Origin of the sequence: Pseudomonas arcuscaelestis, from assembly GCF_016881005.1 — a bacterium.
GTDB classification, from domain to species: Bacteria; Pseudomonadota; Gammaproteobacteria; order Pseudomonadales; family Pseudomonadaceae; genus Aquipseudomonas; species Aquipseudomonas arcuscaelestis.
The window spans coordinates 94,677-117,961 of sequence record NZ_JACOPV010000011.1 but is presented as its reverse complement, the minus strand read 5'-3'; the positions used below and the strand labels follow the sequence as shown (position 1 = coordinate 117,961).

The following is a 23,285-nucleotide window of genomic DNA, read 5'->3' as shown; positions in this document are numbered from 1 at the left end:
AGGGCGCGCTATGTGAGGACACAGCCATGCATATATTGCTGACCGGCGGCACAGGCTTGATTGGTCAACAGCTTTGTCAGCGCTGGCTGGCCCACGGGCATCGTTTGACGGTGTGGAGCAGGCGGCCTGAACAGGTGCCTAAGTTGTGTGGCGTCGGTGTGCAAGGCGTCGCCAAGTTGGAAGCCCTGAGTGAGGATGATCCCATTGATGCGGTGATCAATCTGGCTGGCGCACCGATAGCGGATCGACCCTGGAGCGCTCATCGACGCGCCGTGCTTTGGGGCAGTCGCATAACGCTCACCGAGCAATTGCTTGCATGGCTTGAGAAGCGCCAGCAACGCCCTTCAGTGTTGATCTCTGGGTCAGCGGTAGGTTGGTATGGTGATGGCGGCGAACGTGAGCTGACTGAGGCTTCACAGCCCGTGAAGGAGGACTTTGCCAGCCAGCTGTGCATTGCCTGGGAGGAAACGGCGCTACGTGCGCAGGCTTTGGGTATGCGGGTGGTGTTGGTGCGTACGGGGCTGGTGCTGTCCAGTGAGGGCGGCTTTTTGTCGCGTTTGCGGCTGCCGTTCAAGTTAGGCCTGGGCGGGCCGATCGGTGATGGCCGACAATGGATGCCGTGGGTTCATATAGACGATCAAATCGCCTTGATTGATTTTCTCTTGCAGCACAAGGACACCAGCGGTCCATATAATGCCTGCGCCCCGGAACCGGTGCGCAATCGCGAGTTTGCCAAGCGCCTGGGATACACCTTGCATCGTCCGGCCTTCATGCCGTTGCCGGCACTGGTGTTAAAAGCGGGGTTGGGCGAGCTGTCCACACTGCTGTTGGGTGGGCAACGAGCACGGCCAGTACGCTTGCTCGCCGCGGGGTTCACTTTCCGCTTCAATGATTTGCAATCGGCGCTGGATGACTTGTCTGGTCGCCTCTGAAATAGGACGTTGCATGACCGATCACGCTCTGCTGCTGGTCAACCTGGGTTCGCCGGCCTCCACTTCGGTGGCTGATGTACGCAGCTACCTCAATCAGTTTTTGATGGACCCTTACGTCATCGACCTGCCTTGGCCGGTACGACGCTTACTGGTGTCGCTGATCCTGATCAAGCGTCCTGAGCAATCGGCCCATGCCTACGCCTCGATCTGGTGGGATGAAGGCTCACCACTGGTGGTGCTGACCCGCCGCCTGCAAGCAGCAATGCGTGAGCATTGGCAGCATGGTCCGGTGGAAATAGCCATGCGTTACGGTGAGCCGTCGTTGCCGACTGTATTGCAGCGCCTGGCCGCGCAGGGTGTGCATAAGGTCACTCTGGCGCCTCTGTACCCACAGTTTGCAGATAGCACGGTTACCACGGTGGTCGAGCAGGCGCGGCAAGTGATAGCCAACCAGCATTTGCCTCTGGAGATGACGGTGCTGCAGCCATTCTACGATCAGCCGGAATACATCGATGCCTTGGTGGAGAGTGCGCGGCCATACCTTGAACAGGATTACGACCATCTGCTGATGAGTTTCCATGGCTTGCCCGAGCGCCATTTGAAAAAGCTCGACCCCACGGGCAAGCATGATTTTCAGGCAGCGGATTGCTGCCGGGATTCTTCAGCGCAGATGCTTGCTGTTTGCTATCGCGGCCAATGCCTGAAAACAGCGCAGGCGTTCGCGAAAAAGATGGGAATCGCCGACGGCAAATGGTCTGTATCGTTTCAATCACGCCTGGGGCGGGCGAAATGGATCGAACCCTACACGGAAGCCCGTCTGGATGAGTTGGGCAAGGCGGGAGCGAAGAAGCTGCTGGTCATGTGCCCGGCCTTCGTCGCCGACTGCATCGAAACACTGGAAGAGATCGGTGATCGTGGACGTGAGCAGTTCATCGCGGCAGGCGGGGAAGAGCTGGTGTTGGTGCCTTGCCTGAATGATCACCCGCAGTGGGTGCAGGCGCTGAAAGGAATGTGCGAAAAAGCCTGATTCTTGAGCTGCCGGTAGGCGCGGGCTTGCCCTGCGATTGCGATTTTCCAGTCATATCGCATCGCGGGGCATGCCGCTCTTGCCGATTGATTAAGGCAGTTGGTCGTCCAGTGCCTTTTTCTTCCAGCCGTCATTGCCCGGCAGCAGCAGGTTCAGGGCGATCGCTACCACCGCACATAGTGCGATGCCTTTGAGGCCCCAATCGTCGGGGCCAGTTCCGCTACCGACCAGCACGCCACCAATACCGAACACCAGGGTCACCGAAACGATCACCAGGTTGCGCGCTTCGCTGAGGTCGATCTTGTGGCGGATCATGGTATTCATGCCCACCGCAGCAATCGAACCGAACAGCAAGCACAGAATTCCGCCCATTACCGGTACTGGAATGCTTTGCAGCAGGGCGCCAAACTTGCCGATGAAGGCTAGGGTAATGGCGAATACTGCCGCCCAGGTCATGATCTTCGGGTTGTAGTTCTTGGTCAGCATTACTGCGCCAGTGACTTCTGCGTAAGTCGTATTGGGCGGGCCGCCGAACAGTCCGGCAGTGGTGGTGGCGATGCCATCACCTAGTAGGGTGCGGTGAAGGCCAGGTTTCTTCAGGTAATCACGCCCCGTCACGCTACCTACCGCAATCACCCCACCGATATGTTCAATGGCTGGCGCCAGGGCGACAGGTACGATGAACAGGATTGCTTGCCAGTTGAATGCTGGCGCGGTGAAGTGCGGCACGGCCAGCCAAGGCGCGGCGGCGATTTTGGCGGTATCGACCACACCGAAGTAGAACGACAGACCAAAGCCTACCAACACACCTGCGATGATTGGTACCAGGCGGAAGATACCCTTGCCGAACACGGCAACGATCAAGGTGGTCAGCAACGCTGGCATGGAAATCATCATTGCGGTGCCGTACGGCAGCAGCTCTGCTCCGTCACCGGCCTTGCCCATTGCCATGTTGGCGGCAATGGGGGCCATGGCCAAGCCAATGGAAATGATCACCGGACCAATCACCACAGGTGGCAACAGGCGGTCGATGAAGCCGGTGCCTTTGATCTTCACAGCAAGGCCGAGGAAGGTGTAGACAAATCCGGCCGCCATCACCCCGCCCATGGTCTCGGCGAGGCCGAACTGGCCTTTGGCAAGAATGATCGGGGTGATGAATGCAAAGCTGGACGCCAGGAACACAGGAACCTGGCGGCCGGTGACGATCTGAAACAGCAGAGTTCCCAAACCTGCGGTGAACAGCGCGACGTTCGGGTCGAGGCCGGTGATCAGAGGCATCAGTACCAACGCACCAAAGGCTACGAAGAGCATTTGCGCGCCGGAGAGGACCTGACGCCAGAGCGGGTCGTTGAACTCATCCTGCATGTTCAGGCGTCCTTCTGCTTGGTGCCGAAGATTTTGTCGCCAGCATCGCCCAGGCCCGGAATGATATAACCGTGCTCGTTCAGGCGTTCATCGACCGAAGCGGTGTAGATCTGCACATCCGGATGCGCCTTCTCGACCACGTCAATGCCTTCCGGCGCCGCTACCAGCACCATCGCACGGATATCTTTGCAGCCGGCTTTTTTCAGCAGGTCGATAGTGGCAACCATCGACGCGCCCGTGGCCAGCATCGGGTCGATGATCAGCGCCAGGCGTTCATCGATTTCCGGGGCAAGTTTTTCCAGGTAGGTGTGGGCTTCGAGGGTTTCCTCATTGCGAGCAACGCCCACGGCGCTGACCTTGGCACCTGGAATCAGGCTGAGTACGCCTTCGAGCATACCAATGCCTGCGCGCAGGATTGGTACTACAGTAATCTTCTTACCGGCGATTTTCTCGACCTGGACCTTACCGCACCAGCCATCGATCTCGTAGGTTTCGAGTGGCAGGTCCTGGGTGGCCTCGTAGGTCAGGAGCGTGCCGACTTCCTGGGCGAGTTCGCGAAAATTCTTGGTGCTGATGTCAGCGCGGCGCATCAGGCCGAGCTTGTGGCGGATCAGCGGATGGCGGATCTCACGGATAGGCATAGGAAAAGCTCCGGGGGGCGGGCAAAAAAACCGCGGTAGATTAATCTATTCAGCCGTGTGTGTCCTCTAGGCAATCTGGACGTTAGTCCATAAATGCTTGATCTGATGCCCTGGGATGCGTACCTTTGCCCGCTTTTCTCATTTGCAGCCCCCTGGAGAGCGCCATGTCCGCTGATCTCGAGCATATCCGTCAAGTCATGCGAGAGGCTGACTGCCTGTACAACGAAGCCGAAGTAGAGGCCGCCATTGCTCGCGTTGGCGCCCAGATCAGCGACGTGCTCGCCGAACGCAACCCGGTGGTGTTCTGCGTGATGAACGGTGGCCTTATCTTCGCCGGCAAGCTGCTGACCCACCTGCAGTTCCCGCTCGAAGCTTCGTACCTGCACGCTACTCGCTATCGCAATCAGACCAGCGGCGGCGATTTGTTCTGGAAGGCCAAGCCCGAGGTTTCGTTCATTGACCGCGATGTACTGATCATCGACGACATTCTCGACGAAGGGCACACCCTCAGCGCGATCATCGATTTCTGCAAGCACGCTGGCGCCCGCGCTGTGCACACCGCTGTGTTGATCGACAAGGATCACGACCGCAAGGCGAGTGCCGAACTCAAGGCTGATTTCTGCGGTTTGAGCTGTATCGACCGTTACGTGTTCGGTTACGGCATGGACTACAAAGGTTACTGGCGCAACGCCAACGGTATTTTTGCCGTCAAGGGGCTCTGACCCATGCGCCAGCCCGGTTTTCTCGACCAATCGTTGTTTACCGAGCTGGCCAGCAAGGCTGCTGCCAACCCACGTGGCCGCCAGCACCATAATTTCCACGCCATGGAAGAGCCCTGCCACCGTATGGCGGTAGGGCTCCAGCCTTCCACCTACATCCCGCCGCACCGGCATCTGTCGGCTGACAAGGCGGAATGCCTGATCGTGCTGCGTGGCAAGTTGGGGCTGCTGATCTTCGACGAGCAGGGTGTGGTGGTGGACAAGCGGGTGCTCGAAGCCGGTGGGGACTGCCTCGGCGTGGACCTGGCGCCGGGCACCTACCATGGCCTGGTTGTGCTTGCGGCCGATAGCATGATGTTTGAATGCAAGTCCGGTCCTTACCGTCCGGTCGGCGAGGGTGAAATGGCGAGCTGGGCGCCGCGCGAGGGTGAGCCTGGGGTTGCTGAGTACCACGCCTGGATGCGCGCTCAATTCGAGTGAATCCCCCGCATCATCAACAGTGGGCTTGCCCCGCGATATGATCATCCCATGCTAAAGTGCCAGGCCGCCTCTAGGAGCCTGTCATGCGTGCGATTGTCCCTGTCCTTCTGCTACTGAGCATGCCCCTGGCCGCTGCGCCCTTGCACAGTCAGTTCCTGCCACCAGATGACTTGTCCCTGCGTCAGGAAGCGCCTGAGTTCCAGCAACTGCTCCAGGTCACCGACTACTCGGTAGTCGTCGGTAACCAGCGTCAGTCAAACCAGCAGCCGATCCCGGTGACATCACCTTTGACCCTGCGCCTCAAGGGCAAGCCGCTGAGCAAGGGGACTACGGTCAGCCAGGTAGTGATCAGCTTTGATGCCGAGAGCAAGAGCCTGAAAAAAGCCGTGTTCGATGACAGGCGCAAAGTGCTGAGCCTGAACTACCCGTCGAGCCAATATCAGGTGATTATCGATTTGCTGCGCAACAACACGGTCTACGTACAATTCCTCAGTTACGCCAATGGCCACGTCTGGGCCGATTTGCATACCGGGGCTGTACGCGCGCGTTGAGCGCTGGTGCCGGGCAGGGGTAAACTGCCGGCCCGTGAAAATGTCCGTGATGGTTCAGTTGGAGTCGGTAATGCGTAAAGACAAGAAGCAAGTGATTGGCGACGAGATCAGTGACGACTACATCAAGTCCTTCCTGCAGTTCGAACCGGCGGATGCTACTTCACCTTCGCTGCACAAGCTGATCAAGGCTTATCGTGGCCTGCGCATCGATGACTTCGAGCGTTTTGTCGGCTTCTTCGTTGAGGCCGGCCTGGATGTCGACGGCAAGGACGAGCATGGCCAGACGTTCGTCGACGTGATCAAGGACCAGCGCAACGCCGCTGACTACATCGAAATCATCGACAAGGCGCGTGGCTGATTAACGTGCGTGCATAAAAAAACGCCCCGAAGGGCGTTTTTTTATGCCGGTGCGTTACGCGTAATGCTGCGCCGGGCTGTTTTCGACCAGGCCCAGGGCCTCGTCGTTTTGCACGCTGATCTTGTGATACAGGGCAGCGTCGGTAGCCAGGACTTTTTCCCGGGCCGGGAAAATTTCCTTGAGCTTGGCGGCCCAGGCACCCTTGGTCTGGTCGGGGAAGCAGCGCTCGATCAGGTCTAGCATGATCGATACAGTCACCGATGCACCTGGGGAAGCCCCCAGCAGTGCGGCCAAGGTACCGTCCTTGGCTGATACCAGTTCGGTACCAAACTGCAGGACGCCGCCTTTTTTCGGGTCTTTCTTGATGATCTGAACGCGTTGCCCCGCCACTTCCAGGCGCCAGTCCTCGGCTTTCGCTTCAGGGTAGAAGCGGCGCAGGGAGTCAAGACGCTGCTCCATCGACTGCATCACTTCGCTGACCAGGTATTTGGTCAGGTCCATGTTATCGCGGGCCACGGCGAGCATCGGGCCGATATTGCCCATGCGCACCGACAGCGGCAGGTCGAGGAACGAGCCGTGCTTGAGAAACTTGGTGGTAAACCCGGCATAAGGGCCGAACAGCAGCGAAGTCTTGCCGTCGACGACACGGGTATCCAGGTGTGGTACCGACATCGGTGGCGAGCCAACAGCGGCCTGGCTATAGACCTTGGCCTGGTGCTTCTTGACCACTTCCGGGTTGTCGCAACGCAGCCACTGACCGCTGACCGGGAAGCCACCGAAGCCCTTGCTCTCTTCAATGCCCGACTGCTGCAGCAATGGCAGTGCAGCACCACCGGCGCCGAGGAACACGAAGCGGGCATCCACTTCACGGCTGCTGCCGCTGTTAACGTCCTTGATGCTGACGGTCCAGCCGCTGCCGTTACGGCGCAGGCCAGTCACGCGCTTGCAGTACTTGACCTGGGCATCCGGCGTGCTTGCCAGGTGCTTGAGCAGCTTGTTGGTCAGGGCGCCGAAGTTGATATCGGTACCTTTCATGACACGGGTGGCGGCGATAGTCTGGTCGGCAGGGCGACCCGGCATCATCAGCGGCATCCAGTCATTCATTACCGATTTGTCTTCGGTGTATTCCATCTCGGCGAAGGCGTGATGCTGCTTGAGCAGCTCGAAGCGCTTCTTGAGGAAGTCGACGCCTTTTTCACCTTCGACGTAGCTCAGGTGTGGAACGGGGTTGATGAACGCCCGTGGCGAGCTGAATGCGCCTTTCTTGCTCAGGTAGGCCCAGAACTGCCGGGACACTTCGAACTGAGTATTGATGAGCACCGCTTTCTTGATGTCGATGCTGCCGTCGGCGGCCTGCGGCGTGTAGTTCAGTTCACACAGCCCGGCATGGCCGGTCCCGGCGTTGTTCCACGGGTTGGAACTTTCCGCGGCACCCGAATCCATCAACTCGACGACTTCCAGCTTGATAGCCGGGTCGAGTTCCTTGAGCAGTACGGCCAGGGTGGCACTCATGATGCCTGCCCCTACCAATACCACATCGACTGCTTCGTTCTGCGCCATTTAACGCGTCTCCAAAATCTACAGCACCAAATTGACAGCATAGGATCTCTGGCCTAGCCAGGATCGCCATGTCCGATTCTTCGCAGTTTTTGCAACTTCAGCGGACACCGCCAAACGGGCTTTGCGTTGCTTATGAACGCATTTTAAGACCGATGCGGCAATTCGACTTATGGTCAAGGTGTCCGTCGTGCGTTATGGACCGGCCTCAGGCTCTCATCCTGGAAGAGAGCTGTTGCCAGCTGTTCAGGGCTGCTAGGGACACTTTAGGTGCTTTTGCACATGCCAGACTGTTCATTGCTCGCCACACTCTCGTGAAGTTGTGAAAACCCGTTTTTTCACGCTCTTTTGGAGTCGTGAACCTCAAAAAGGGCTGCGCGATGGCAGACCCGGCAGGTTCAGGCAGAGCAGAGGGCCGAATGATGCTGGCACTGGCTGGTGCAAGACCTGTGTGGAAGGCTCTCTGTGGGCGGTGCGGAGGATGCCGAATGGTGAACATTGGCGGTGCTGCGAGGCCCGATCAGGAGACGTCCTTATAATCGGGGGGAGATTATAACGATGTCTCGGGCAGAAATGATCTTTATTAGCGACTTTTATTGATGCACGGCTCAGGCGGCCAGGCTGCGCTGTAGTAAGTTGCCGCGAGGACGCGCGCAAACCCGTGCGCTAGAGGGCAGCGGGCGATTGAGCCAGGTCAGGCAGATTTCGTTGATTTGCACCCAATTGCCGACAGCAGGCTGATCGGCACACTGCTTGAACGCCAGGCAAATACCCTGAGCATCCAGGTGCGCGAAGTTACGCATGGGGCGGCGGGTCAGCAGTGAAGTCCAGAAGTTGGACATGGCGGTCTACCTCTTCAAGTGTTCTCGACGCCAGCATAGCGGTGGGGTCATTAAACGATTGTGACAACGAACCGCCGCCGCGCTTGCCTGTCTCATACGCTAATGGCACAGCGATGGCTGGGCCGCGCTGCGCTGGGTATACTGGCGGCCTTTGCTGCCTATTCTGGAGAGATGAGCATGTTGCAACGTTTGTTGTTCGGTTTGATCGCGGTGACCAGTCTGACCCTGGTCGGTTGTGCCCACAGCCCGCAACAACTCAGCCCGCAACCAAAACTCACCGCCCAGCTCGCGCCGGTAGGCCATGGCCAGCCGGTAGTGGTCAAGGTGGTCGACGGTCGCGCGTCGCAAACCCTGGGCACCCGCGGCGGCCTGTACCCTGAAACCAGCGCTATCACAGTGACCGGCAACGATATCCTGCCCAAGCTGCAAGCTCAGGCAGAAGCAGCGGTGCGCCTGCTGGGCTTTACCCCTACGCCGAACGCCTACAACGCCCCGCAGCTGACCGTGACCCTGGCAGAGCTCAAGTATCAGTCGCCAAAAGAAGGCATGTACGTCACCGAGGCCACCATTGGTGCTACCTTCAAGGCCGACGTTGCCAATGCCAACCGTCGTTACAGTGGCCGCTATGGTGCCTCCCTGGACCAGCGCTTCGGTATGGCGCCAAACCAGGAAACCAACACCAAACTGGTTGGTGATGTCCTCAGCGACGCGCTTACCCGTCTGTTCAAGGACCAGGCAATCGGCCAAATCCTCGGCGAATAAGCCCGCTAAGCCAGTACACCTGAAAAAGCCCGATGACTGTGTGGCAGTCATCGGGCTTTTTTGTAGGTGAATTCAGGCCGCTTGGGGCGATGTATCCGGATGATATTGGCGTGACGATGATCGTCGTTGGTCGAAAAAACCGGGACACAAGGTGACGCTTGGGTAAAATGCGCGCCGGTGGAATGTCGCTTTTCGAGGTGCTGTAAATGTCGTTGCAAATGTTCTGGGGGCTGATCGCTGCCCATCCGGCCAAGTTGATCAACCTGCTGGCACTGCTGATTACCTGCCCTGGCGGCCTGCTGTTGCACAGCGCACGACGTCGTGAAGCGCTGGCAGTGGCCAAGGCCCCGAGCGACGAGGCGGTGGTTGATGGCATGACCCTGCGCATCAACCGCTTCTACTACATCCTGGGCTTTGCCTTCCTGGCGCTGGCCTTGCTGCTGTCCTGGTTCAGCACCTGGGTGTGAATGGGGCTGCTTCACGCCCCACCGCCGTCTCCAGGTAATCGTTAGAGCGCCAAACCTGCCTTGACCCGGTACTGGTTACGCACGGGTGTGGCGTACTGCTGTACCAGGTACGGGCGCTGTTCCACCGGGCAGGCGTCCAGGCGACGCTGCCATTCGGCCTGGGCGCGATCCAGCTCTTGGGCCGGGAACACCTTGTCGGCCGTCGGCACCTGCAATTGCGGGTCGGCATCCGCCCACTGTGCATAAGCCAGGTAGTGCACCGGAAACAGTCGATAGCCCGCAAGAATCTGCCGGTCGATCTCCACTGCCAGCTGCTTGGTATCTTCGAAGAACGTCGTTACCGGCGGCGCGAAGTTGATGTGTACACGTCCCTTGTAGCCGGTTATGCCCTGGGCGATGCTCAGGTCATCCTCGCCCGGTGCCTTGGTGTAGGTGCCGGTAGTGGCGCGAATGTACAGCTCGCGAGCCTTGGCCTGATCGCAGGGATCGTATTCATAGCTGATCGACACCGGGCTCAGGTTCAGCGACTGAATAACCGCGCCGAAGGGCTCGTCCTTGCGACTCATGTGGAACATTTTCAGGATTGCTGAATCAGTTCGATCGTCACCATCCTTGGCCCGGCCTTCGGCTTGGGCGATCCAGATCGACTGGCCGTCGTTGCGGATCGAATGGTTGATATAGGCTGAAAGCAATTGGTAAGCGGCAAGCTTTTCCCGCCGTCCGCTGATTGAACGATGAACGATGAAGCTCTTGTTCAGGCGCATCATGTCGCTGACGAACGGCTTTTGCAGCAGGTTGTCACCGATGGCGATCCGCGGCGTAGGCAGGCCGGCGTGGTACACCGCGTAATTGACGAACGCCGGGTCCATGACGATGTCGCGGTGGTTAGCCAGGAACAAATAGGCGGTCCCGGACTTGAGCAGCTCGACGCCGGTGTAGGTAACCCCGTCGGTTGCCCGCTCGATGGTATGGTCGACGTAGTACTCGACTTTGTCCTGCAGGGTCGAAACGCAGGTAACGCCAGCAAACTCTTTGCGCAGGCGTCGGGCGATCAGCGGCTTGAGCAACCAGCCAAAGGCCCCGGCAGCGCGCGGGAAGCGGAAGTGGGTGAGGATATCGAGAAATGCCGGGTCGCTGAGCAGGCGTGCCAGAACGGCAGGGACCTCAGCGTCGTTGTACGGTCGGATGGCATCGAATTCGCCCATCATGCTCTCTTGTTGGAAACGGCTAGGGTAATAGGTAGGACCGGGCTTCGAAAAACGGCTCGAACACGCGCAGGTCCTGTAAATAGACCGGCAATTATACGCACAAGTCACTCGGGAGGCCGCGATGCTGGAAACTGCGATCTACGATTGCCCTTATTGTGGTGAAGAAGTCGAGACAACGGTGGACCTGTCCGGTGGCGATCAGCAATACATCGAAGACTGTCAGGTTTGCTGCAAGCCGATCCGCTTCGTGCTGCAAGTGCACGGGGAGGAGTGGATGCTGGATGTTTACGGTGAGAACGACTGATGCAGCGAATTTACGAGCCGGAAAGCCTGTTGGAAGCCGAAATGCTGATTGGCATGCTCGAAAGTGAAGGGGTCAAGGTTCACTTGATCGGCCGTGACCTGATGGGCGCCATGGGCGACCTACCGATGCAGGGCTTACTGGCGCTGGCGGTTGCGGATGACCAGGCTGAGTACGCACGGCAGATGATCGCCGCGTACAATAGTGCTCAGCCACTGGCTGGCGACGAACCGGAGCACATTCCGGGAACCCTGATTTGCTAGGTCTTTATCCCCCATGTGTGGACGTTACGCGCTGTTTAGATGGTCGCCTGCCTTTGCTGCATTGCCGGGGTTTCCGGCCGACCAGCAGGCTCAATGGAATATTTCTCCCGGCGCTTCGGTACTGATCCAGCGAAATGGGGAGCAAGGTCAGGCGGAACTTGCCCGCGCACGCTGGGGACTGACCCCGGCCTGGTTGACGGATTTGTCGCGAACGCCTGCGCATGCCCGGGCCGAAACCTTGGCAGAGCAGCCGATGTTTCGCGAGGCCTTTCGCCTGCGTCGGTGCCTGATGCCGGCCAACGGCTTTTACGAATGGCGCGGTACGGTGCGCAAAAGGCCCTATTGGCTGACGCCTGGAGAAGGCTCTTCGTTGTTTTTTGCCGCGATCTGGGAGGCCTACCCGGTGCAGGACCAGGTCTGGCTGAGCACTGCGGTGGTAACTCAGGCTGCGGTGAACCAGCGTCGGCCGTTGATTCTCGATGCCGCCGGTCAAGCAGCATGGCTGGACCCGCAAACACCCGTGGCGCGCCTGTACGAGTTACTGGCCAGCGCCCAGGCACCTTTACGAGAGCGCGTGCTGGCCAACTTTGTCAACGATCCCAAGCTCAATGGGCCTGAGTGCTTGACCCCGGCGTAACCTGCCGCCTGGAGATTTCTTCGTTTGGGGTGTAGCGGCCTCAATCGACTCGGCCTAGGATACGCGGCATGTTCGAATGGAGTGTTTTCATGCGTAAGTCATTTGTTATCGGTGCTCTGAGTGCCAGTGTGCTACTTGCCGGATGCCAGGCAGTAAACACCACCAGCGGCGGCGCCGTGGGTGTCGAGCGTAAGCAATATATGTTCAGCATGCTCTCGACCGATGAGGTCAACCAGATGTATGCACAGTCCTACCAGCAGACCCTGGGCGAGGCGTCCAGCAAAGGTGTGCTCGACAAGACCAGTGCCGATGCCAAGCGAGTGCAGGTGATTGCCGATCGTCTGATAGCCCAGGCACCAAAGTTTCGCCCGGATGCGGCGCAGTGGAACTGGGAAGTTAACCTGATCAAGAGTGATGAGCTCAACGCCAACTGCGGCCCAGGTGGCAAGATTTTTTTCTACACCGGCCTGATCGATAAGCTCAAGTTGACCAACGACGAGATCGCCGCGGTCATGGGCCATGAAATCGCCCATGCCCTGCGTGAACACGGGCGTGAGGCCATGTCCAAGGCCTACGGTGTGCAGATGGCGCGTCAGGGTGCGGGTGCATTGCTGGGGCTTGGCCAGGATAGCCTGGCGATTGCCGACACTGTGGTGCAGTACAGCATGACCTTGCCCAACAGCCGCTCGAACGAGAACGAAGCTGATCTGATTGGCCTGGAGCTTGCGGCCCGTGCCGGTTACAACCCGAATGCCGCGATCACCCTGTGGGACAAGATGAGCCAGGCTTCGGGTGGTTCGCAGCCGGAGTTCATGAGTACTCACCCAGCTTCCGACAGCCGCCAGGCTGCGTTGCGCGCGGCGATCCCCAAGGTGATGCCGCTGTACGAACAGGCTAAGAAGTAAGCCGGGCCCGGGCCGCTGAGCGGCCCATCGTCGGCTGGGCCAGCTCCTGCGCTGGCTTGAACCAATGGTCAGCCTATCCAGCCACTGACTTCCATCGCTGAGTACACCGCCACGGCAGCCAGGACAAAGAAGGCTGCCGATGCCAGGCGCCGAATCAGGGTCAGTGGCAGTTTTTCTGCAGCGAAGTTGCCCGCCAGCACCACCGGTACGTTGGCAATCAGCATACCCAGGGTGGTACCGATGATAACCATGATCAGGTGCGGGTACTGGGCGGCTAGCATCACGGTTGCGACTTGAGTCTTGTCGCCGATCTCGGCGATGAAAAACGCGATCAGGGTGGTCAGGAAAGGCCCGAAGCGCCGGGCGGAGCTGGCTTCGTCGTCATCCATTTTGTCTGGAATCAGGGTCCACAGAGCGGTGGCAGCGAAGCTGGCAGCGAGAATCCAGTGCAGGGTGGCGGCAGAGAAGAAAGTGCTGAACCAGGCGCCGACAGCGCCAGCAGCGGCATGGTTGGCCAGGGTTGCGGCGATGATACCGGCGATAATCGGCCAAGGCTTGCGGAAGCGGGCGGCCAGGATAAGCGCGAGCAATTGGGTCTTGTCGCCAATTTCGGCAAGGGCCACGATCGCGGTTGGGACGAGCAATGATTCCAGCATCAGGATTCCTACGGGGGCGGGTCGACACGGCTATGACACGTACAGCCTTCCCGCCCCGGGTAAGGTGTTCGTGTCATAGGTCTTGTCAAACCCTGGGTCCGTCTATGCGGACCGTGGGTCGCACGCGCCATGGTCTGTTGACCAAGTATGTTGACGCGTACCGGGCGAGCTGGGTGCTCGCGGGAGACTACTCCCCTAGGACGGAGCGGATTCTGCCTAGGCAAATCCGTTTCGGCAAGCGCTGATTTTAACCGCGTGTTGCCTGATAAATTTTGAAGCCCTGTCCTTCGGCCCTTACCTGGCAATTGCCCAGGGCGCTTTCGATGAGTGGTTGATAGCGCAGGAAGCTGTTGGCGACAAGTCGAAGTTCGCCGCCTTTTTTCAGATGATCGGCTGATTTTTTCAGCAGGTTTTCCGATGCCTGGTAGTTGGTGTGTACCCCGGTATGGAACGGCGGGTTACTCAGGATTACATCCAGGTCGCGAGGGGCGGCATCGATGCCGTCACCACAAATTACCTCCCCCTCCAGGCCGTTGGCAGCCAGGGTCAAGCGACTGCTGGCGACGGCAAAGGCATCGACATCAAGCAGCGTGATCCGGCTTTGGGGATAACGGCGCTTGAGCGCCGAGGCCAACACACCGGCACCGCAGCCGAAATCAAGAACGTGGCCAACAGGCAATTGCTGAAGATTTTCCAGCAGTAGGGCACTACCACGATCCAGGCGGCCGTGACTGAATACACCCGGCAGGCTGACGATCTTCAACGGCCCCTCCGGCATGTCCAGTTCGAAGCGCTCGGCCAGGCTTTCCAGCGGTTTGGCTTCGGGGGCGTGCTCGACGGTGACTTGCCACAGCTGACAGTGGCGTGCGCTGTCGAGTTTGCGCGGCTTGCCGAAGGCGTGCAGTTGTTTGGCCGCGCCTTCAATACCGCCGCGTTTTTCCCCCACCAGGTACAGCTCGCGGCCTGCCAGGCGCGAGGCCAAGGCATTGAGCAGGTAATTGGCCAGATCGCGGGACTTGGGCAGAAACAGCACAGCCGCTTCAAATTTCTCGGCGGGCGCCTCTACGCCAAAATGGCTGCGGCCTGTAAAGCGGGCATCCAGAACCGTCTGGTCGCCGGCATGCCAGCACCAGCCATGTGCTGCAGGCAGTTTGCCGAGCAGGTCGTCGGCAGGCAGGCCGGCGAGCAACAGCGAGCCCTGGAATAACTCGGCCTGACGAAGCAACACTTCACTGCGCGGGTCCATGGATGGCGGCTCCTGAAAAAAGTGGCGCAGTTTAGCAGAGCCGGGCGTGGCTTAACCGACCTGTCGGCGCGGGCTACCGGCAAAATAGGCTTCGGCGTTCTCGCTCAACTGCTCGACGATGCGCTGGCGCGATTCCACGGCTCCCCAGGCGCTGTGTGGGGTGATGATCAGCCGCGGGATGTCGGCTGCTAGTAATGGGTTGCCATCGACTGGGGGCTCGACACTCAACACATCAGTGGCCGCACCGCCCAGATGACCTGCCCGTAACGTATCTGCCAGGGCGTGTTCGTCGATCAGGCCACCACGGGCCGTGTTGACCACAAACGCACCGGGCTTGAGCAGGGCCAGCTCCTTGGCGCCAATCAGGTTGCGGGTGTGGTCGTTGAGCGGGCAATGCAAGGTCAGGGCGTCGATCTGGGGAAGCAGTTCGTCCAGGGGCAGGCGATCTTCACGTGCCGGGCGTCCAGGCAGTTGCCCAAGCAGAACACGCATGCCAAAGGCCTCTGCCAAGCGTGCTACGGCGCCGCCCAACTCACCGTGCCCGAGCATGCCAAGGGTTTTGCCTTCAAGCTCGACGATAGGAAAGTCCAGCAGGCAGAACTGTTTGGCCTTGCCCCATTGCCCGGCGGCGACGGCCTGCTGATAGTCGGGCAGGCGAGTGGCCAGTGCCAGCAGCAGGGCCAGGGTGTGCTGGGCGACAGACGGCGTGCCGTAGCCCTGGCAATTGCTCACCACAATGCCTTGAGCCCGTGCAGCCTGCAGGTCGACATTGTTGGTACCGGTGGCGGACACCAGGATCAGCTTCAGGTTGGGGCAGGCGGCCAGGGTGCTGGCATCGATCATCACTTTGTTGCTGATCGCCACGCTCGCCTCCTGCAAGCGCTGCGCTACCTGCTCCGGGGCGGTCGCCGGATACAGTTGCAACTCGTCGAAACAACCGCGCAGGCGATCCAGATTGAGGTCGCCCAGGTCCAGTGAGTGGTGGTCGAGAAATACGGCGCGGCGTGGGGCAGACATGGAAGCTCCAGTAAGGTCGGTCGGGCTCAGGTCGGGTAGCTGAAGCAATCGTATCGGGTCTGCTCAAGGCTCGCTGCAAAAGCTTCGAGGTTTTGCTGTTGCTGCTGCAGGTCGGCAATTTGCGCCTGCAGTTGGGCGTTCTTGCTGGCAATGGCTTGATGGATTCGGGCCAACGGTAATACACCCGGGTCGTTTCCAGCGACCATCGCCTGCATCTGCTTGAGACTGAAACCGAGCTTTTGCGCGCATTTGATCAGACTGACCAGGGCCACGCTCTGTTGATCGTAGATGCGATAGTTGCCTTGGCGTCGAGGCGGGGGCAGCAGGCCGATCTTTTCGTAATGACGTATGCATTTGATCGTGGCACCGGAAAGCTGCGCGGCTTTACCAATGTACATCGAAAATCCCTTTTATCGTGTGCCGGCCAGCTTGCGGACCCGCTGCAACCAGGCGTCGCGTTGCTTTGCGTTCGAGCTGATGATGGGGCCAAACGTTAACGTCTTTTTTGGCCTGATTCCACAAAAGCGCAAGGTCGTGCGACGCATCTGTTCCAGGCCGGGCATCCGGTATACCCAGCGGTAGTACCAAGGGGGAGTATCCATGCACACCAGCAGATCGGCACTGCGACCCTTGAGCAGTTGCTCGGGGAAGGGCGAGTCACTGCGGTACTTGAAAGCGAAGCCTGGAAGCAGGACGCGGTCCAGGAAACCTTTCAACAACGCTGGAATGCCCCCCCACCAGATGGGGAACACGAATACCAGGTGTTGCGCCCAGTTCATCAGTGCCTGCGCGTGCAACAGATCGGGCTCCAACGGCTGCTCTTGGCGGTACCCTTGGCGTAGCAGAGGATCGAAGTTCAGCGCACCAAGCTCCAGCACCTGCACATCATGGCCAAGCGCGCGGGATGCACCGACATAGGCGCTGCTCAGCGCGGCGCAGAAACTATGGTTCGAGGGGTGTCCGAGAATCACCAGTACACGTTTGTTCATTGAAGGCAGCCCTGTGATCCAAAGCGGTCACGCTAGCGCCTGCCCCTAAGGGGAGAGTCAAGCGGCTCACAGGTTGTTACATGGTATGTCGAGGGCGTAAGGTACGTGTTCTTTGTATTCTCCCTTTAGCGCAAGGAGCCCCCATGTATTGGGCTGAATTTTTGACGGTTGCCCTGATTCACCTGCTCGCCGTGGCCAGCCCCGGTCCTGATTTTGCTGTGGTGGTTCGCGAGAGCGTGACCCATGGACGGCGCGCCGGTACCTGGACTGCCTTTGGCGTCGGCATGGCAATCTTCCTGCATGTCGGGTATTCGCTGCTGGGTATCGGTCTGATCGTGTCGCAGTCGATCGTGCTGTTCAATGCACTTAAATGGCTGGCAGCGGCCTACCTGCTGTACATCGGTTTCAAAGCCCTGCGCGCAGGCCCGGCTGCACCCGGCAGCGAGACAGTGCAGACCTCCACGGTCGAGCGCACCCCACGCGCAGCCTTTGTTGCAGGCTTCATGACCAATGGCTTGAACCCGAAGGCGACCTTGTTCTTCCTGTCGCTGTTCACCGTGGTCATCAATCCGCATACGCCGCTGGCGATCCAGGCCGGTTATGGCGTGTATCTGGCTGCGGCCACCGGCCTGTGGTTCTGTCTGGTAGCCATGTTGTTCAGCCAGCAGCGCGTACGCGCCGGATTCGCTCGTATGGGGCATTGGTTTGATCGCACCATGGGCGCGGTGCTGATTGCCCTGGGTGTGAAAATCGCTTTTACCGAGATGCATTGATGGCAAATTGCCTGTAATGACGCGTTCGGTTAAATCATTCCTTTGGCTGATTTAGCCGGCGTTAGGGCGTTCTAGAGTGGGTCATGTCTTGCCCAGCACGTGCACTCCAGAAAAGGGACCCTTATGTTGCAGACTCGTGTCATTCCTCCCGCCGAGGGCGCTTATCAGTTTCCCCTGTTGATCAAGCGCTTGCTGTTGTCAGGCAGCCGTTACGAGAAAACCCGCGAAATTGTCTATCGCGATCAACTGCGCTTCAATTACCTGACCCTCAACGAGCGTATTGCGCGCCTGGCCAACGTGTTGACCGAAGCCGGGGTCAAGGCTGGTGATACCGTGGCGGTGATGGATTGGGACAGCCATCGCTATCTGGAATGCATGTTTGCCATCCCTATGATCGGCGCGGTGGTGCATACCATCAACGTGCGCCTGTCACCGGATCAGATCCTCTACACCATGAACCATGCTGAAGACCGCTTCGTGTTGGTCAACAGTGATTTTGTCGGCCTCTACCAGGGGATTGCAGGGCAACTGACCACGGTCGAGAAAACCCTGCTATTGACCGACGCCGAGTCCAAGACCGCCGAGCTGCCGAACCTTGTGGGTGAGTACGAGGAGTTGCTGGCCGCAGCCAGCCCGGTCTATGAGTTTCCCGATTTCGACGAAAACTCGGTAGCCACCACCTTCTATACCACCGGTACCACCGGTAACCCCAAAGGTGTGTATTTCACCCATCGGCAATTGGTGCTGCACACCCTCGCCGCCGCTTCCGTTACGGGCAGCATCGACAGCGTGCGGCTGTTGGGCAGTGACGATGTGTACATGCCCATCACGCCAATGTTCCACGTGCACGCGTGGGGGATTCCCTACGTGGCGACCATGCTGGGAATCAAGCAGGTGTATCCGGGGCGCTACGAGCCGGAACTGCTGTGCCAACTGTGGCGCAAGGAAAAGGTTACGTTCTCCCACTGTGTGCCGACCATTTTGCAAATGCTGCTTAATGCCAAGGGCGCTCAGGACCAGGACTTTGGCGGCTGGAAGATCATTATTGGCGGAAGCGCCCTGAACCGAGCTTTGTACGAGGCCGCCAAAGCCCATGGTATTCAGTTGACGGCGGCCTACGGTATGTCCGAAACCTGCCCGCTGGTGTCTTGTGCCCACCTCAACGAGGAACTTCTGGCCGGTAGCGAAGATGAGTGCATCACTTATCGGATCAAGGCGGGTGTACCGGTGCCCTTGGTGGAAACGGCGATTGTCGACGGCGAGGGCAACTTCCTCCCGAACGATGGTGAAACCCAGGGTGAACTGGTGCTGCGCGCGCCCTGGTTGACCATGGGTTACTTCCGCGAGCCGGAAAAGAGCGCCGAGTTGTGGCAGGGGGGCTGGCTACACACCGGGGACGTGGCCACGCTCGACAGCATGGGTGTGATCGACATTCGCGACCGTATCAAGGATGTGATCAAGACCGGTGGCGAGTGGATCTCGTCGTTGGAGTTGGAGGACCTGATCAGCCGTCATCCAGCGATCCGCGAAGTGGCGGTGGTGGGCGTTGCCGATCCGCAGTGGGGTGAGCGGCCTTTCGCCCTTCTGGTGTTGCATGAACAGCAGAGCGTCGATGCCAAGGCACTCAAGGAACACCTCAAACCGTTCGTGGAGCTTGGCCATATCAACAAGTGGGCGATTCCTAGTCAGATCGCCCTTGTTACTGAAATTCCCAAGACCAGCGTCGGCAAGCTCGACAAGAAACGTATCCGTCTCGACATCACTCAATGGCAAGCCAGTAACAGTACCTTCCTCTCGACGCTGTGACCTGCCCTGGGTCGCGCCTGCCTGGGCGCGATCCGCGGGATAGACACATCCCGGCCTTGTAAAATGTCGTTTTTCAGCCATTCTTCCTCTCGCCAGCGCAGTGGCCGGTTCAGCAACCGCGCCTGCGGGGTAAACATGCAAATCACACTTTAGAGGGATCAAGCAGAAGTACCTGCTGGCTATAGTCGGGTCAGGGGATTTTCAGGAATGGGGGGCAGCACACGCATGTGTTTAGCCACTTGCTCGACGTATAAGGTGCGCTCACACCTGTCGAACGAGGCGTTTCTGCAAAGGACTCACTGCCATAAAAATAAAGAAAGTACATGGAGTAGCGTCGATGACATCAGCAAATCTGTTCTGGCGCCGGGCGAAACTGCCTTTGGCTGTCAGCCTCGCTTCTACGCTCGCCGGTCCTGCATTCGGCGTCAGTTTCAACATCGGTGAAATTGAAGGGTCGTTTGACTCCTCGCTGTCTGTCGGCGCCAGTTGGTCGACGGAGAGTGCGAACAAGAACCTGATCGGCGTCAACAACGGCGGTCAAGGTCTGTCACAGACCTCCGACGATGGCCACCTGAACTTCAAGAGCGGTGAGACCTTTTCGAAGATCTTCAAGGGCATCCATGACCTGGAGCTCAAGTACGGTGACACCGGTGTATTCGTACGCGGTAAGTACTGGTACGACTTCGAACTCAAGGACGAAAGCCGTCCATTCAAAGACATCAGCGACTCCAACCGCAAAGAGGGCGCCAAGTCCTCGGGTGGTGAGATTCTCGATGCCTTCGTCTACCACAACTACGCCATTGCCGATCAGCCAGGCTCGGTGCGCTTTGGTAAGCAAGTCGTCAGCTGGGGTGAAAGTACGTTCATTGGCGGTGGTATCAACTCCATCAACCCTATCGACGTAGCCGCCTTCCGTCGCCCAGGTGCCGAGGTCAAGGAAGGTCTGATCCCGGTCAACATGTTCTATGTGTCCCAGAGCCTCACCGACAACCTGTCGGCTGAAGCGTTCTACCAGATCGAATGGGACCAGACCGTTGTCGATAACTGCGGTACTTTCTTCTCGCAGCCCGACGTCATCGCCGACGGCTGTACCGATAACCTGCGCCTGCTCAACAGCAGCCGCAGCCTGTCGACACAAGCGCTGGGCTTCCTCGCCAGCCAAGGTGTCGACATCAACCAGGAAGGGGTGAAGGTAGCCCGTGGCCCGGATCGCGATGCCCGTGACAGTGGCCAGTTCGGTGTGGCACTGCGCTACATGTTCGAGCCGCTGGACACCGAGTTTGGCGCCTACTTCATGAACTACCACAGCCGCGCACCGATCTTCAGTGCCACCGGTGCTGATCCTTCGGTTTATGCCGGCTTGAGCAACCTTCAGGGGCCGCTGGCGCAGTTGGCGCCGTTGATCGTCGCCGGTAACTCGCAGTACTTCGTCGAGTACCCGGAAGACATCCGCCTCTACGGCCTGAGCTTCTCCACCACGCTGTCCACCGGCACCGCGTGGAGCGGTGAGCTCAGCTACCGCCCCAACGCGCCAGTTCAGCTCAATACCACGGACATTCTTTACTCCGGTGTCACGCCAATCCCAGGCTTTGGCAATGCCTCGCTGCTCAAAGGCGTTCCAGGCCAGGACCAGCATGGCTACACCCGTAAGGAAATCACCCAGTTCCAGACAACGCTCACCCACTTCTTCGATCAAGTCATGGGCGCCAGCCGCCTGACCGTGGTGGGTGAAGTTGGTGTGACTCACGTGGGTGGTCTGGAAAGTGCGCACAAGATGCGTTACGGCCGTGACCCAGTATTTGGTCCGGGGCCACTGGAGCCTACGGGGCCGGTCAGTACCTGTGAGTTCCTCAACAGCCGAACCATCGCCGGTGCGGGCAACAACGCTTCTTCGGCCAACCTTTCACGCAAGTGCGAGAACGACGGTTTCACCACCAGCACTTCCTGGGGCTACCGCGCTCGCGCCATCTGGGACTACAACGACGTGTTCGCCGGGGTCAACCTCAAGCCTAACGTGGCCTGGTCCCATGATGTCTCCGGTTACTCGCCGGGTCCTGGCGGCAACTTCGAGGAAGGCCGCAAGGCCGTCAGCCTGGGGCTGGATGCCGAGTACCAGAACACCTACACCGCCAGCCTGTCGTACACCAACTTCTTCGATGGCAAGTACAGCACTGTGGATGATCGCGACTTCGTCGCCCTCAGCTTTGGCGTGAACTTCTAAGAACACCGATTCAGGACGAGCATAAACATGAAAATGACCAAGAGTCTGCTGCAAGCCGGTGTACTGGGCCTGTCGCTGCTGGCCACCAGTGTCATGGCGGCGGTGTCCGCCGACGAGGCAGCCAAGCTGGGTTCGACCCTGACGCCAATGGGCGCGGAAAAGGCCGGTAACGCCGATGGTTCGATCAGTGCCTGGAAACCGCTGACCAAGTCGGCCGGTGCCGTTGATAGCAAAGGTTTTCTTGCCGACCCCTACGCGGGTGAAAAGCCGCTCTACACCATCACTGCCCAGAACGTTGAGCAGTACAAGGACAAACTGTCGCCTGGCCAGGTAGCGATGTTCAAGCGCTACCCGGACACCTACAAGATTCCGGTGTACACCACTCACCGCGGCTCGACGGTTCCGGATGCAGTGTTTGCCGCGATCAAGAAAAACGCCACCAGCACCAACCTGGTAGCGGGCGGAAACGGTCTGGAGAACTTCGATACTGCAGTGCCGTTCCCGATTCCGAAAAGCGGCGTGGAGGTCATCTGGAACCACATCACCCGCTACCGTGGTGGCAGCGTGACCCGCCTGGTGACCCAGGCCACGCCGCAGCAAAATGGCTCGTACAGCCTGGTGTACTTCCAGGATCAATTCGTCTTCCGTGACCGGATGAAGGATTACGATCCGAGCAACCCTGGCAACATTCTGTTCTATTTCAAACAGAAGGTGACGGCGCCTGCGCGTCTGGCCGGTACCGTGTTGCTGGTCCACGAGACCCTCGACCAGGTCAAGGAGCCGCGTAAGGCATGGGTATATAACGCCGGTCAACGTCGTGTTCGCCAGGCGCCACAGGTCTCCTATGACGGTCCGGGTACTGCCGCCGATGGCCTGCGTACCTCCGACAACCTGGACATGTTCAACGGTGCTCCAGATCGTTACGACTGGAAGCTGGAAGGCAAGAAAGAGCTGTATATCGCCTCCAACAGCTACAAGCTTGACGATCCAAAGCTCAAATACAGCGACATTATCAAGGCCGGTCACATCAACCAGGACCTGAGCCGCTATGAGCTGCGCCGTGTCTGGCACGTGGTTGCTACCCTCAAGCCGGGTCAGCGTCACATCTACGCCAAACGTGACTTCTATATTGACGAAGACACCTGGCAAGCGGCAGTGATCGACCAGTACGACGGTCGCAACCAACTGTGGCGTGTGTCCGAAGCGCACTCCCAGGACTACTACAACGTTGAGGTGCCGTGGTACACCCTGGAAGCCATCTACGACCTGCAGTCGGGCCGTTATCTGGCACTGGGCATGAAGAACGAAGAGAAAAAGGCCTACGACTTCGGCTTCACCGCAGTCAAGGCTGACTTCCAGCCTGCAGCGCTTCGCCAGGAAGGTGTGCGCTAAGTTTCAAACCTCCTTGTGATCTCCCAGAACGCCCCGGCTTGCCGGGGCGTTTCTGTTTATGCAGGTGGGGGTGGGATAGGAACTGTCGCTTTTTGTTGTAGTCTTTTTTCGGCAAGACGACGCAATCATCTTCAAATGCGCGTTTATAACCGCTAGTCTGCCCAGATCTG

At 59.0% G+C, this 23,285-nt stretch carries 26 protein-coding genes and 1 riboswitch; of the genes, 16 read left to right on the top strand and 10 right to left on the bottom strand.

What is annotated here, in order from left to right:
- Positions 1-26 precede the first annotated feature (26 nt).
- On the top strand, positions 27-932 hold the full coding sequence (locus H8F21_RS18185; protein WP_203480584.1) for a TIGR01777 family oxidoreductase: 906 nt from the start codon (positions 27-29) through the stop codon (positions 930-932).
- Between the two features lie 13 nt (positions 933-945).
- A complete protein-coding gene (hemH, locus tag H8F21_RS18180; RefSeq protein WP_203480587.1) occupies positions 946-1,959 on the top strand; it encodes a ferrochelatase in 1,014 nt (337 codons plus the stop codon).
- A gap of 90 nt (positions 1,960-2,049) precedes the next feature.
- Here hemH and H8F21_RS18175 read toward each other — a convergent pair whose 3' ends face one another.
- The gene (locus tag H8F21_RS18175) at positions 2,050-3,324 is read right to left on the bottom strand and encodes a uracil-xanthine permease family protein (protein WP_203480590.1); all 1,275 of its coding nucleotides are present in this window, start codon (positions 3,322-3,324) and stop codon (positions 2,050-2,052) included.
- 2 nt (positions 3,325-3,326) lie between these two features.
- Positions 3,327-3,965: a uracil phosphoribosyltransferase gene (gene upp / locus H8F21_RS18170; protein WP_136478160.1), complete on the bottom strand. Its 639-nt coding sequence runs from the start codon at positions 3,963-3,965 to the stop codon at positions 3,327-3,329.
- 164 nt (positions 3,966-4,129) lie between these two features.
- On the opposite strand from upp, the gene H8F21_RS18165 reads away from it, so the two are divergent.
- The 4 genes from H8F21_RS18165 (at position 4,130) to H8F21_RS18150 (ending at position 6,073) form a co-directional block, all read left to right on the top strand.
- Positions 4,130-4,687, top strand: a complete 558-nt coding sequence (locus H8F21_RS18165) for a hypoxanthine-guanine phosphoribosyltransferase (protein ID WP_203480593.1) — start codon at positions 4,130-4,132, stop codon at positions 4,685-4,687.
- A 3-nt stretch (positions 4,688-4,690) separates the two neighbouring features.
- Positions 4,691-5,164, top strand: a complete 474-nt coding sequence (locus H8F21_RS18160) for a WbuC family cupin fold metalloprotein (RefSeq protein ID WP_203480596.1) — start codon at positions 4,691-4,693, stop codon at positions 5,162-5,164.
- Between the two features lie 83 nt (positions 5,165-5,247).
- Entirely contained in the window at positions 5,248-5,715 is a 468-nt protein-coding gene (locus H8F21_RS18155) for a hypothetical protein (protein ID WP_203480599.1), read from the top strand.
- Between the two features lie 70 nt (positions 5,716-5,785).
- Complete coding sequence (locus H8F21_RS18150) at positions 5,786-6,073, top strand: PA4642 family protein (RefSeq protein ID WP_203480602.1); 288 nt, start codon at positions 5,786-5,788, stop codon at positions 6,071-6,073.
- Positions 6,074-6,127: 54 nt separating this feature from the next.
- Here H8F21_RS18150 and mqo read toward each other — a convergent pair whose 3' ends face one another.
- Both mqo and H8F21_RS18140 read right to left on the bottom strand, forming a co-directional pair.
- Positions 6,128-7,633, bottom strand: a complete 1,506-nt coding sequence (gene mqo / locus H8F21_RS18145) for a malate dehydrogenase (quinone) (protein ID WP_203480605.1) — start codon at positions 7,631-7,633, stop codon at positions 6,128-6,130.
- A gap of 605 nt (positions 7,634-8,238) precedes the next feature.
- Positions 8,239-8,472, bottom strand: coding sequence for a hypothetical protein (locus tag H8F21_RS18140; protein WP_203480607.1), 234 nt, complete (start codon positions 8,470-8,472; stop codon positions 8,239-8,241).
- 177 nt (positions 8,473-8,649) lie between these two features.
- On the opposite strand from H8F21_RS18140, the gene H8F21_RS18135 reads away from it, so the two are divergent.
- Together H8F21_RS18135 and H8F21_RS18130 are read left to right on the top strand one after the other, a co-directional pair.
- Positions 8,650-9,234, top strand: a complete 585-nt coding sequence (locus H8F21_RS18135; RefSeq protein ID WP_136478153.1) for a YajG family lipoprotein — start codon at positions 8,650-8,652, stop codon at positions 9,232-9,234.
- A gap of 206 nt (positions 9,235-9,440) precedes the next feature.
- A complete protein-coding gene (locus H8F21_RS18130) occupies positions 9,441-9,701 on the top strand; it encodes a hypothetical protein (protein WP_203480610.1) in 261 nt (86 codons plus the stop codon).
- A 41-nt stretch (positions 9,702-9,742) separates the two neighbouring features.
- Here the strand turns inward: H8F21_RS18130 and H8F21_RS18125 are convergent, their stop codons facing one another.
- On the bottom strand, positions 9,743-10,909 hold the full coding sequence (locus H8F21_RS18125) for a 1-acyl-sn-glycerol-3-phosphate acyltransferase (RefSeq protein ID WP_203480613.1): 1,167 nt from the start codon (positions 10,907-10,909) through the stop codon (positions 9,743-9,745).
- A 121-nt stretch (positions 10,910-11,030) separates the two neighbouring features.
- Here H8F21_RS18125 and H8F21_RS18120 point away from each other — a divergent pair, with 121 nt between their 5' ends.
- The 4 genes from H8F21_RS18120 (at position 11,031) to H8F21_RS18105 (ending at position 13,015) form a co-directional block, all read left to right on the top strand.
- Positions 11,031-11,213 carry a CPXCG motif-containing cysteine-rich protein gene (locus tag H8F21_RS18120; protein WP_203480616.1) on the top strand — a complete coding sequence of 61 codons (183 nt, stop codon included), beginning with the start codon at positions 11,031-11,033 and terminating at the stop codon, positions 11,211-11,213.
- Positions 11,213-11,473, top strand: a complete 261-nt coding sequence (locus tag H8F21_RS18115; RefSeq protein WP_203480619.1) for a putative signal transducing protein — start codon at positions 11,213-11,215, stop codon at positions 11,471-11,473. Before H8F21_RS18120 ends, H8F21_RS18115 begins: the two co-directional genes overlap by 1 nt.
- 13 nt (positions 11,474-11,486) lie before the next feature.
- A complete protein-coding gene (locus tag H8F21_RS18110) occupies positions 11,487-12,110 on the top strand; it encodes an SOS response-associated peptidase (RefSeq protein ID WP_203480622.1) in 624 nt (207 codons plus the stop codon).
- Positions 12,111-12,199: 89 nt separating this feature from the next.
- Complete coding sequence (locus H8F21_RS18105; protein WP_136478148.1) at positions 12,200-13,015, top strand: M48 family metallopeptidase; 816 nt, start codon at positions 12,200-12,202, stop codon at positions 13,013-13,015.
- Positions 13,016-13,083: 68 nt separating this feature from the next.
- Here H8F21_RS18105 and H8F21_RS18100 read toward each other — a convergent pair whose 3' ends face one another.
- From H8F21_RS18100 to H8F21_RS18080, 5 genes are all read right to left on the bottom strand, one after another.
- The gene (locus H8F21_RS18100) at positions 13,084-13,671 is read right to left on the bottom strand and encodes a TMEM165/GDT1 family protein (RefSeq protein ID WP_136478147.1); all 588 of its coding nucleotides are present in this window, start codon (positions 13,669-13,671) and stop codon (positions 13,084-13,086) included.
- A gap of 87 nt (positions 13,672-13,758) precedes the next feature.
- A riboswitch (yybP-ykoY riboswitch) is annotated at positions 13,759-13,880 on the bottom strand.
- A gap of 38 nt (positions 13,881-13,918) precedes the next feature.
- Positions 13,919-14,917, bottom strand: coding sequence for a class I SAM-dependent methyltransferase (locus H8F21_RS18095; protein ID WP_203480625.1), 999 nt, complete (start codon positions 14,915-14,917; stop codon positions 13,919-13,921).
- Positions 14,918-14,968: 51 nt separating this feature from the next.
- Positions 14,969-15,934, bottom strand: a complete 966-nt coding sequence (locus H8F21_RS18090) for a 2-hydroxyacid dehydrogenase (RefSeq protein WP_203480628.1) — start codon at positions 15,932-15,934, stop codon at positions 14,969-14,971.
- Positions 15,935-15,960: 26 nt separating this feature from the next.
- Positions 15,961-16,332, bottom strand: coding sequence for a MerR family transcriptional regulator (locus tag H8F21_RS18085; RefSeq protein ID WP_203543400.1), 372 nt, complete (start codon positions 16,330-16,332; stop codon positions 15,961-15,963).
- A gap of 12 nt (positions 16,333-16,344) precedes the next feature.
- Positions 16,345-16,923: an NAD(P)H-dependent oxidoreductase gene (locus tag H8F21_RS18080; RefSeq protein WP_203480633.1), complete on the bottom strand. Its 579-nt coding sequence runs from the start codon at positions 16,921-16,923 to the stop codon at positions 16,345-16,347.
- 143 nt (positions 16,924-17,066) lie between these two features.
- Between H8F21_RS18080 and H8F21_RS18075 the strand changes: the two genes are divergently transcribed.
- From H8F21_RS18075 to H8F21_RS18060, 4 genes are all read left to right on the top strand, one after another.
- Entirely contained in the window at positions 17,067-17,696 is a 630-nt protein-coding gene (locus H8F21_RS18075) for a LysE family translocator (protein WP_203480635.1), read from the top strand.
- A gap of 123 nt (positions 17,697-17,819) precedes the next feature.
- Positions 17,820-19,502, top strand: coding sequence for a fatty acid--CoA ligase (locus H8F21_RS18070; RefSeq protein WP_203480637.1), 1,683 nt, complete (start codon positions 17,820-17,822; stop codon positions 19,500-19,502).
- Positions 19,503-19,839: 337 nt separating this feature from the next.
- Positions 19,840-21,723, top strand: coding sequence for a DUF1302 domain-containing protein (locus H8F21_RS18065; RefSeq protein WP_203480639.1), 1,884 nt, complete (start codon positions 19,840-19,842; stop codon positions 21,721-21,723).
- 27 nt (positions 21,724-21,750) lie between these two features.
- Positions 21,751-23,115 carry a DUF1329 domain-containing protein gene (locus tag H8F21_RS18060; protein ID WP_203480641.1) on the top strand — a complete coding sequence of 455 codons (1,365 nt, stop codon included), beginning with the start codon at positions 21,751-21,753 and terminating at the stop codon, positions 23,113-23,115.
- Positions 23,116-23,285: the final 170 nt, after the last annotated feature.

What these genes read in the sequence shown, in the direction of transcription:
- H8F21_RS18140 (WP_203480607.1), bottom strand. Translation starts at nt 8,472, where the DNA reads ATGTCCAACTTCTGGACTTCACTGCTGACCCGCCGCCCCATGCGTAAC.
- H8F21_RS18130 (WP_203480610.1), top strand. Translation starts at nt 9,441, where the DNA reads ATGTCGTTGCAAATGTTCTGGGGGCTGATCGCTGCCCATCCGGCCAAG.
- H8F21_RS18110 (WP_203480622.1), top strand. Translation starts at nt 11,487, where the DNA reads ATGTGTGGACGTTACGCGCTGTTTAGATGGTCGCCTGCCTTTGCTGCA.
- H8F21_RS18125 (WP_203480613.1), bottom strand. Translation starts at nt 10,909, where the DNA reads ATGATGGGCGAATTCGATGCCATCCGACCGTACAACGACGCTGAGGTC.
- H8F21_RS18115 (WP_203480619.1), top strand. Translation starts at nt 11,213, where the DNA reads ATGCAGCGAATTTACGAGCCGGAAAGCCTGTTGGAAGCCGAAATGCTG.
- H8F21_RS18120 (WP_203480616.1), top strand. Translation starts at nt 11,031, where the DNA reads ATGCTGGAAACTGCGATCTACGATTGCCCTTATTGTGGTGAAGAAGTC.
- H8F21_RS18085 (WP_203543400.1), bottom strand. Translation starts at nt 16,332, where the DNA reads ATGTACATTGGTAAAGCCGCGCAGCTTTCCGGTGCCACGATCAAATGC.
- upp (WP_136478160.1), bottom strand. Translation starts at nt 3,965, where the DNA reads ATGCCTATCCGTGAGATCCGCCATCCGCTGATCCGCCACAAGCTCGGC.
- H8F21_RS18065 (WP_203480639.1), top strand. Translation starts at nt 19,840, where the DNA reads ATGACATCAGCAAATCTGTTCTGGCGCCGGGCGAAACTGCCTTTGGCT.
- H8F21_RS18095 (WP_203480625.1), bottom strand. Translation starts at nt 14,917, where the DNA reads ATGGACCCGCGCAGTGAAGTGTTGCTTCGTCAGGCCGAGTTATTCCAG.
- H8F21_RS18070 (WP_203480637.1), top strand. Translation starts at nt 17,820, where the DNA reads ATGTTGCAGACTCGTGTCATTCCTCCCGCCGAGGGCGCTTATCAGTTT.
- H8F21_RS18060 (WP_203480641.1), top strand. Translation starts at nt 21,751, where the DNA reads ATGAAAATGACCAAGAGTCTGCTGCAAGCCGGTGTACTGGGCCTGTCG.
- H8F21_RS18090 (WP_203480628.1), bottom strand. Translation starts at nt 15,934, where the DNA reads ATGTCTGCCCCACGCCGCGCCGTATTTCTCGACCACCACTCACTGGAC.
- H8F21_RS18100 (WP_136478147.1), bottom strand. Translation starts at nt 13,671, where the DNA reads ATGCTGGAATCATTGCTCGTCCCAACCGCGATCGTGGCCCTTGCCGAA.
- H8F21_RS18150 (WP_203480602.1), top strand. Translation starts at nt 5,786, where the DNA reads ATGCGTAAAGACAAGAAGCAAGTGATTGGCGACGAGATCAGTGACGAC.
- H8F21_RS18135 (WP_136478153.1), top strand. Translation starts at nt 8,650, where the DNA reads ATGTTGCAACGTTTGTTGTTCGGTTTGATCGCGGTGACCAGTCTGACC.
- H8F21_RS18075 (WP_203480635.1), top strand. Translation starts at nt 17,067, where the DNA reads ATGTATTGGGCTGAATTTTTGACGGTTGCCCTGATTCACCTGCTCGCC.
- H8F21_RS18175 (WP_203480590.1), bottom strand. Translation starts at nt 3,324, where the DNA reads ATGCAGGATGAGTTCAACGACCCGCTCTGGCGTCAGGTCCTCTCCGGC.
- H8F21_RS18155 (WP_203480599.1), top strand. Translation starts at nt 5,248, where the DNA reads ATGCGTGCGATTGTCCCTGTCCTTCTGCTACTGAGCATGCCCCTGGCC.
- mqo (WP_203480605.1), bottom strand. Translation starts at nt 7,633, where the DNA reads ATGGCGCAGAACGAAGCAGTCGATGTGGTATTGGTAGGGGCAGGCATC.
- hemH (WP_203480587.1), top strand. Translation starts at nt 946, where the DNA reads ATGACCGATCACGCTCTGCTGCTGGTCAACCTGGGTTCGCCGGCCTCC.
- H8F21_RS18160 (WP_203480596.1), top strand. Translation starts at nt 4,691, where the DNA reads ATGCGCCAGCCCGGTTTTCTCGACCAATCGTTGTTTACCGAGCTGGCC.
- H8F21_RS18165 (WP_203480593.1), top strand. Translation starts at nt 4,130, where the DNA reads ATGTCCGCTGATCTCGAGCATATCCGTCAAGTCATGCGAGAGGCTGAC.
- H8F21_RS18080 (WP_203480633.1), bottom strand. Translation starts at nt 16,923, where the DNA reads ATGAACAAACGTGTACTGGTGATTCTCGGACACCCCTCGAACCATAGT.
- H8F21_RS18105 (WP_136478148.1), top strand. Translation starts at nt 12,200, where the DNA reads ATGCGTAAGTCATTTGTTATCGGTGCTCTGAGTGCCAGTGTGCTACTT.
- H8F21_RS18185 (WP_203480584.1), top strand. Translation starts at nt 27, where the DNA reads ATGCATATATTGCTGACCGGCGGCACAGGCTTGATTGGTCAACAGCTT.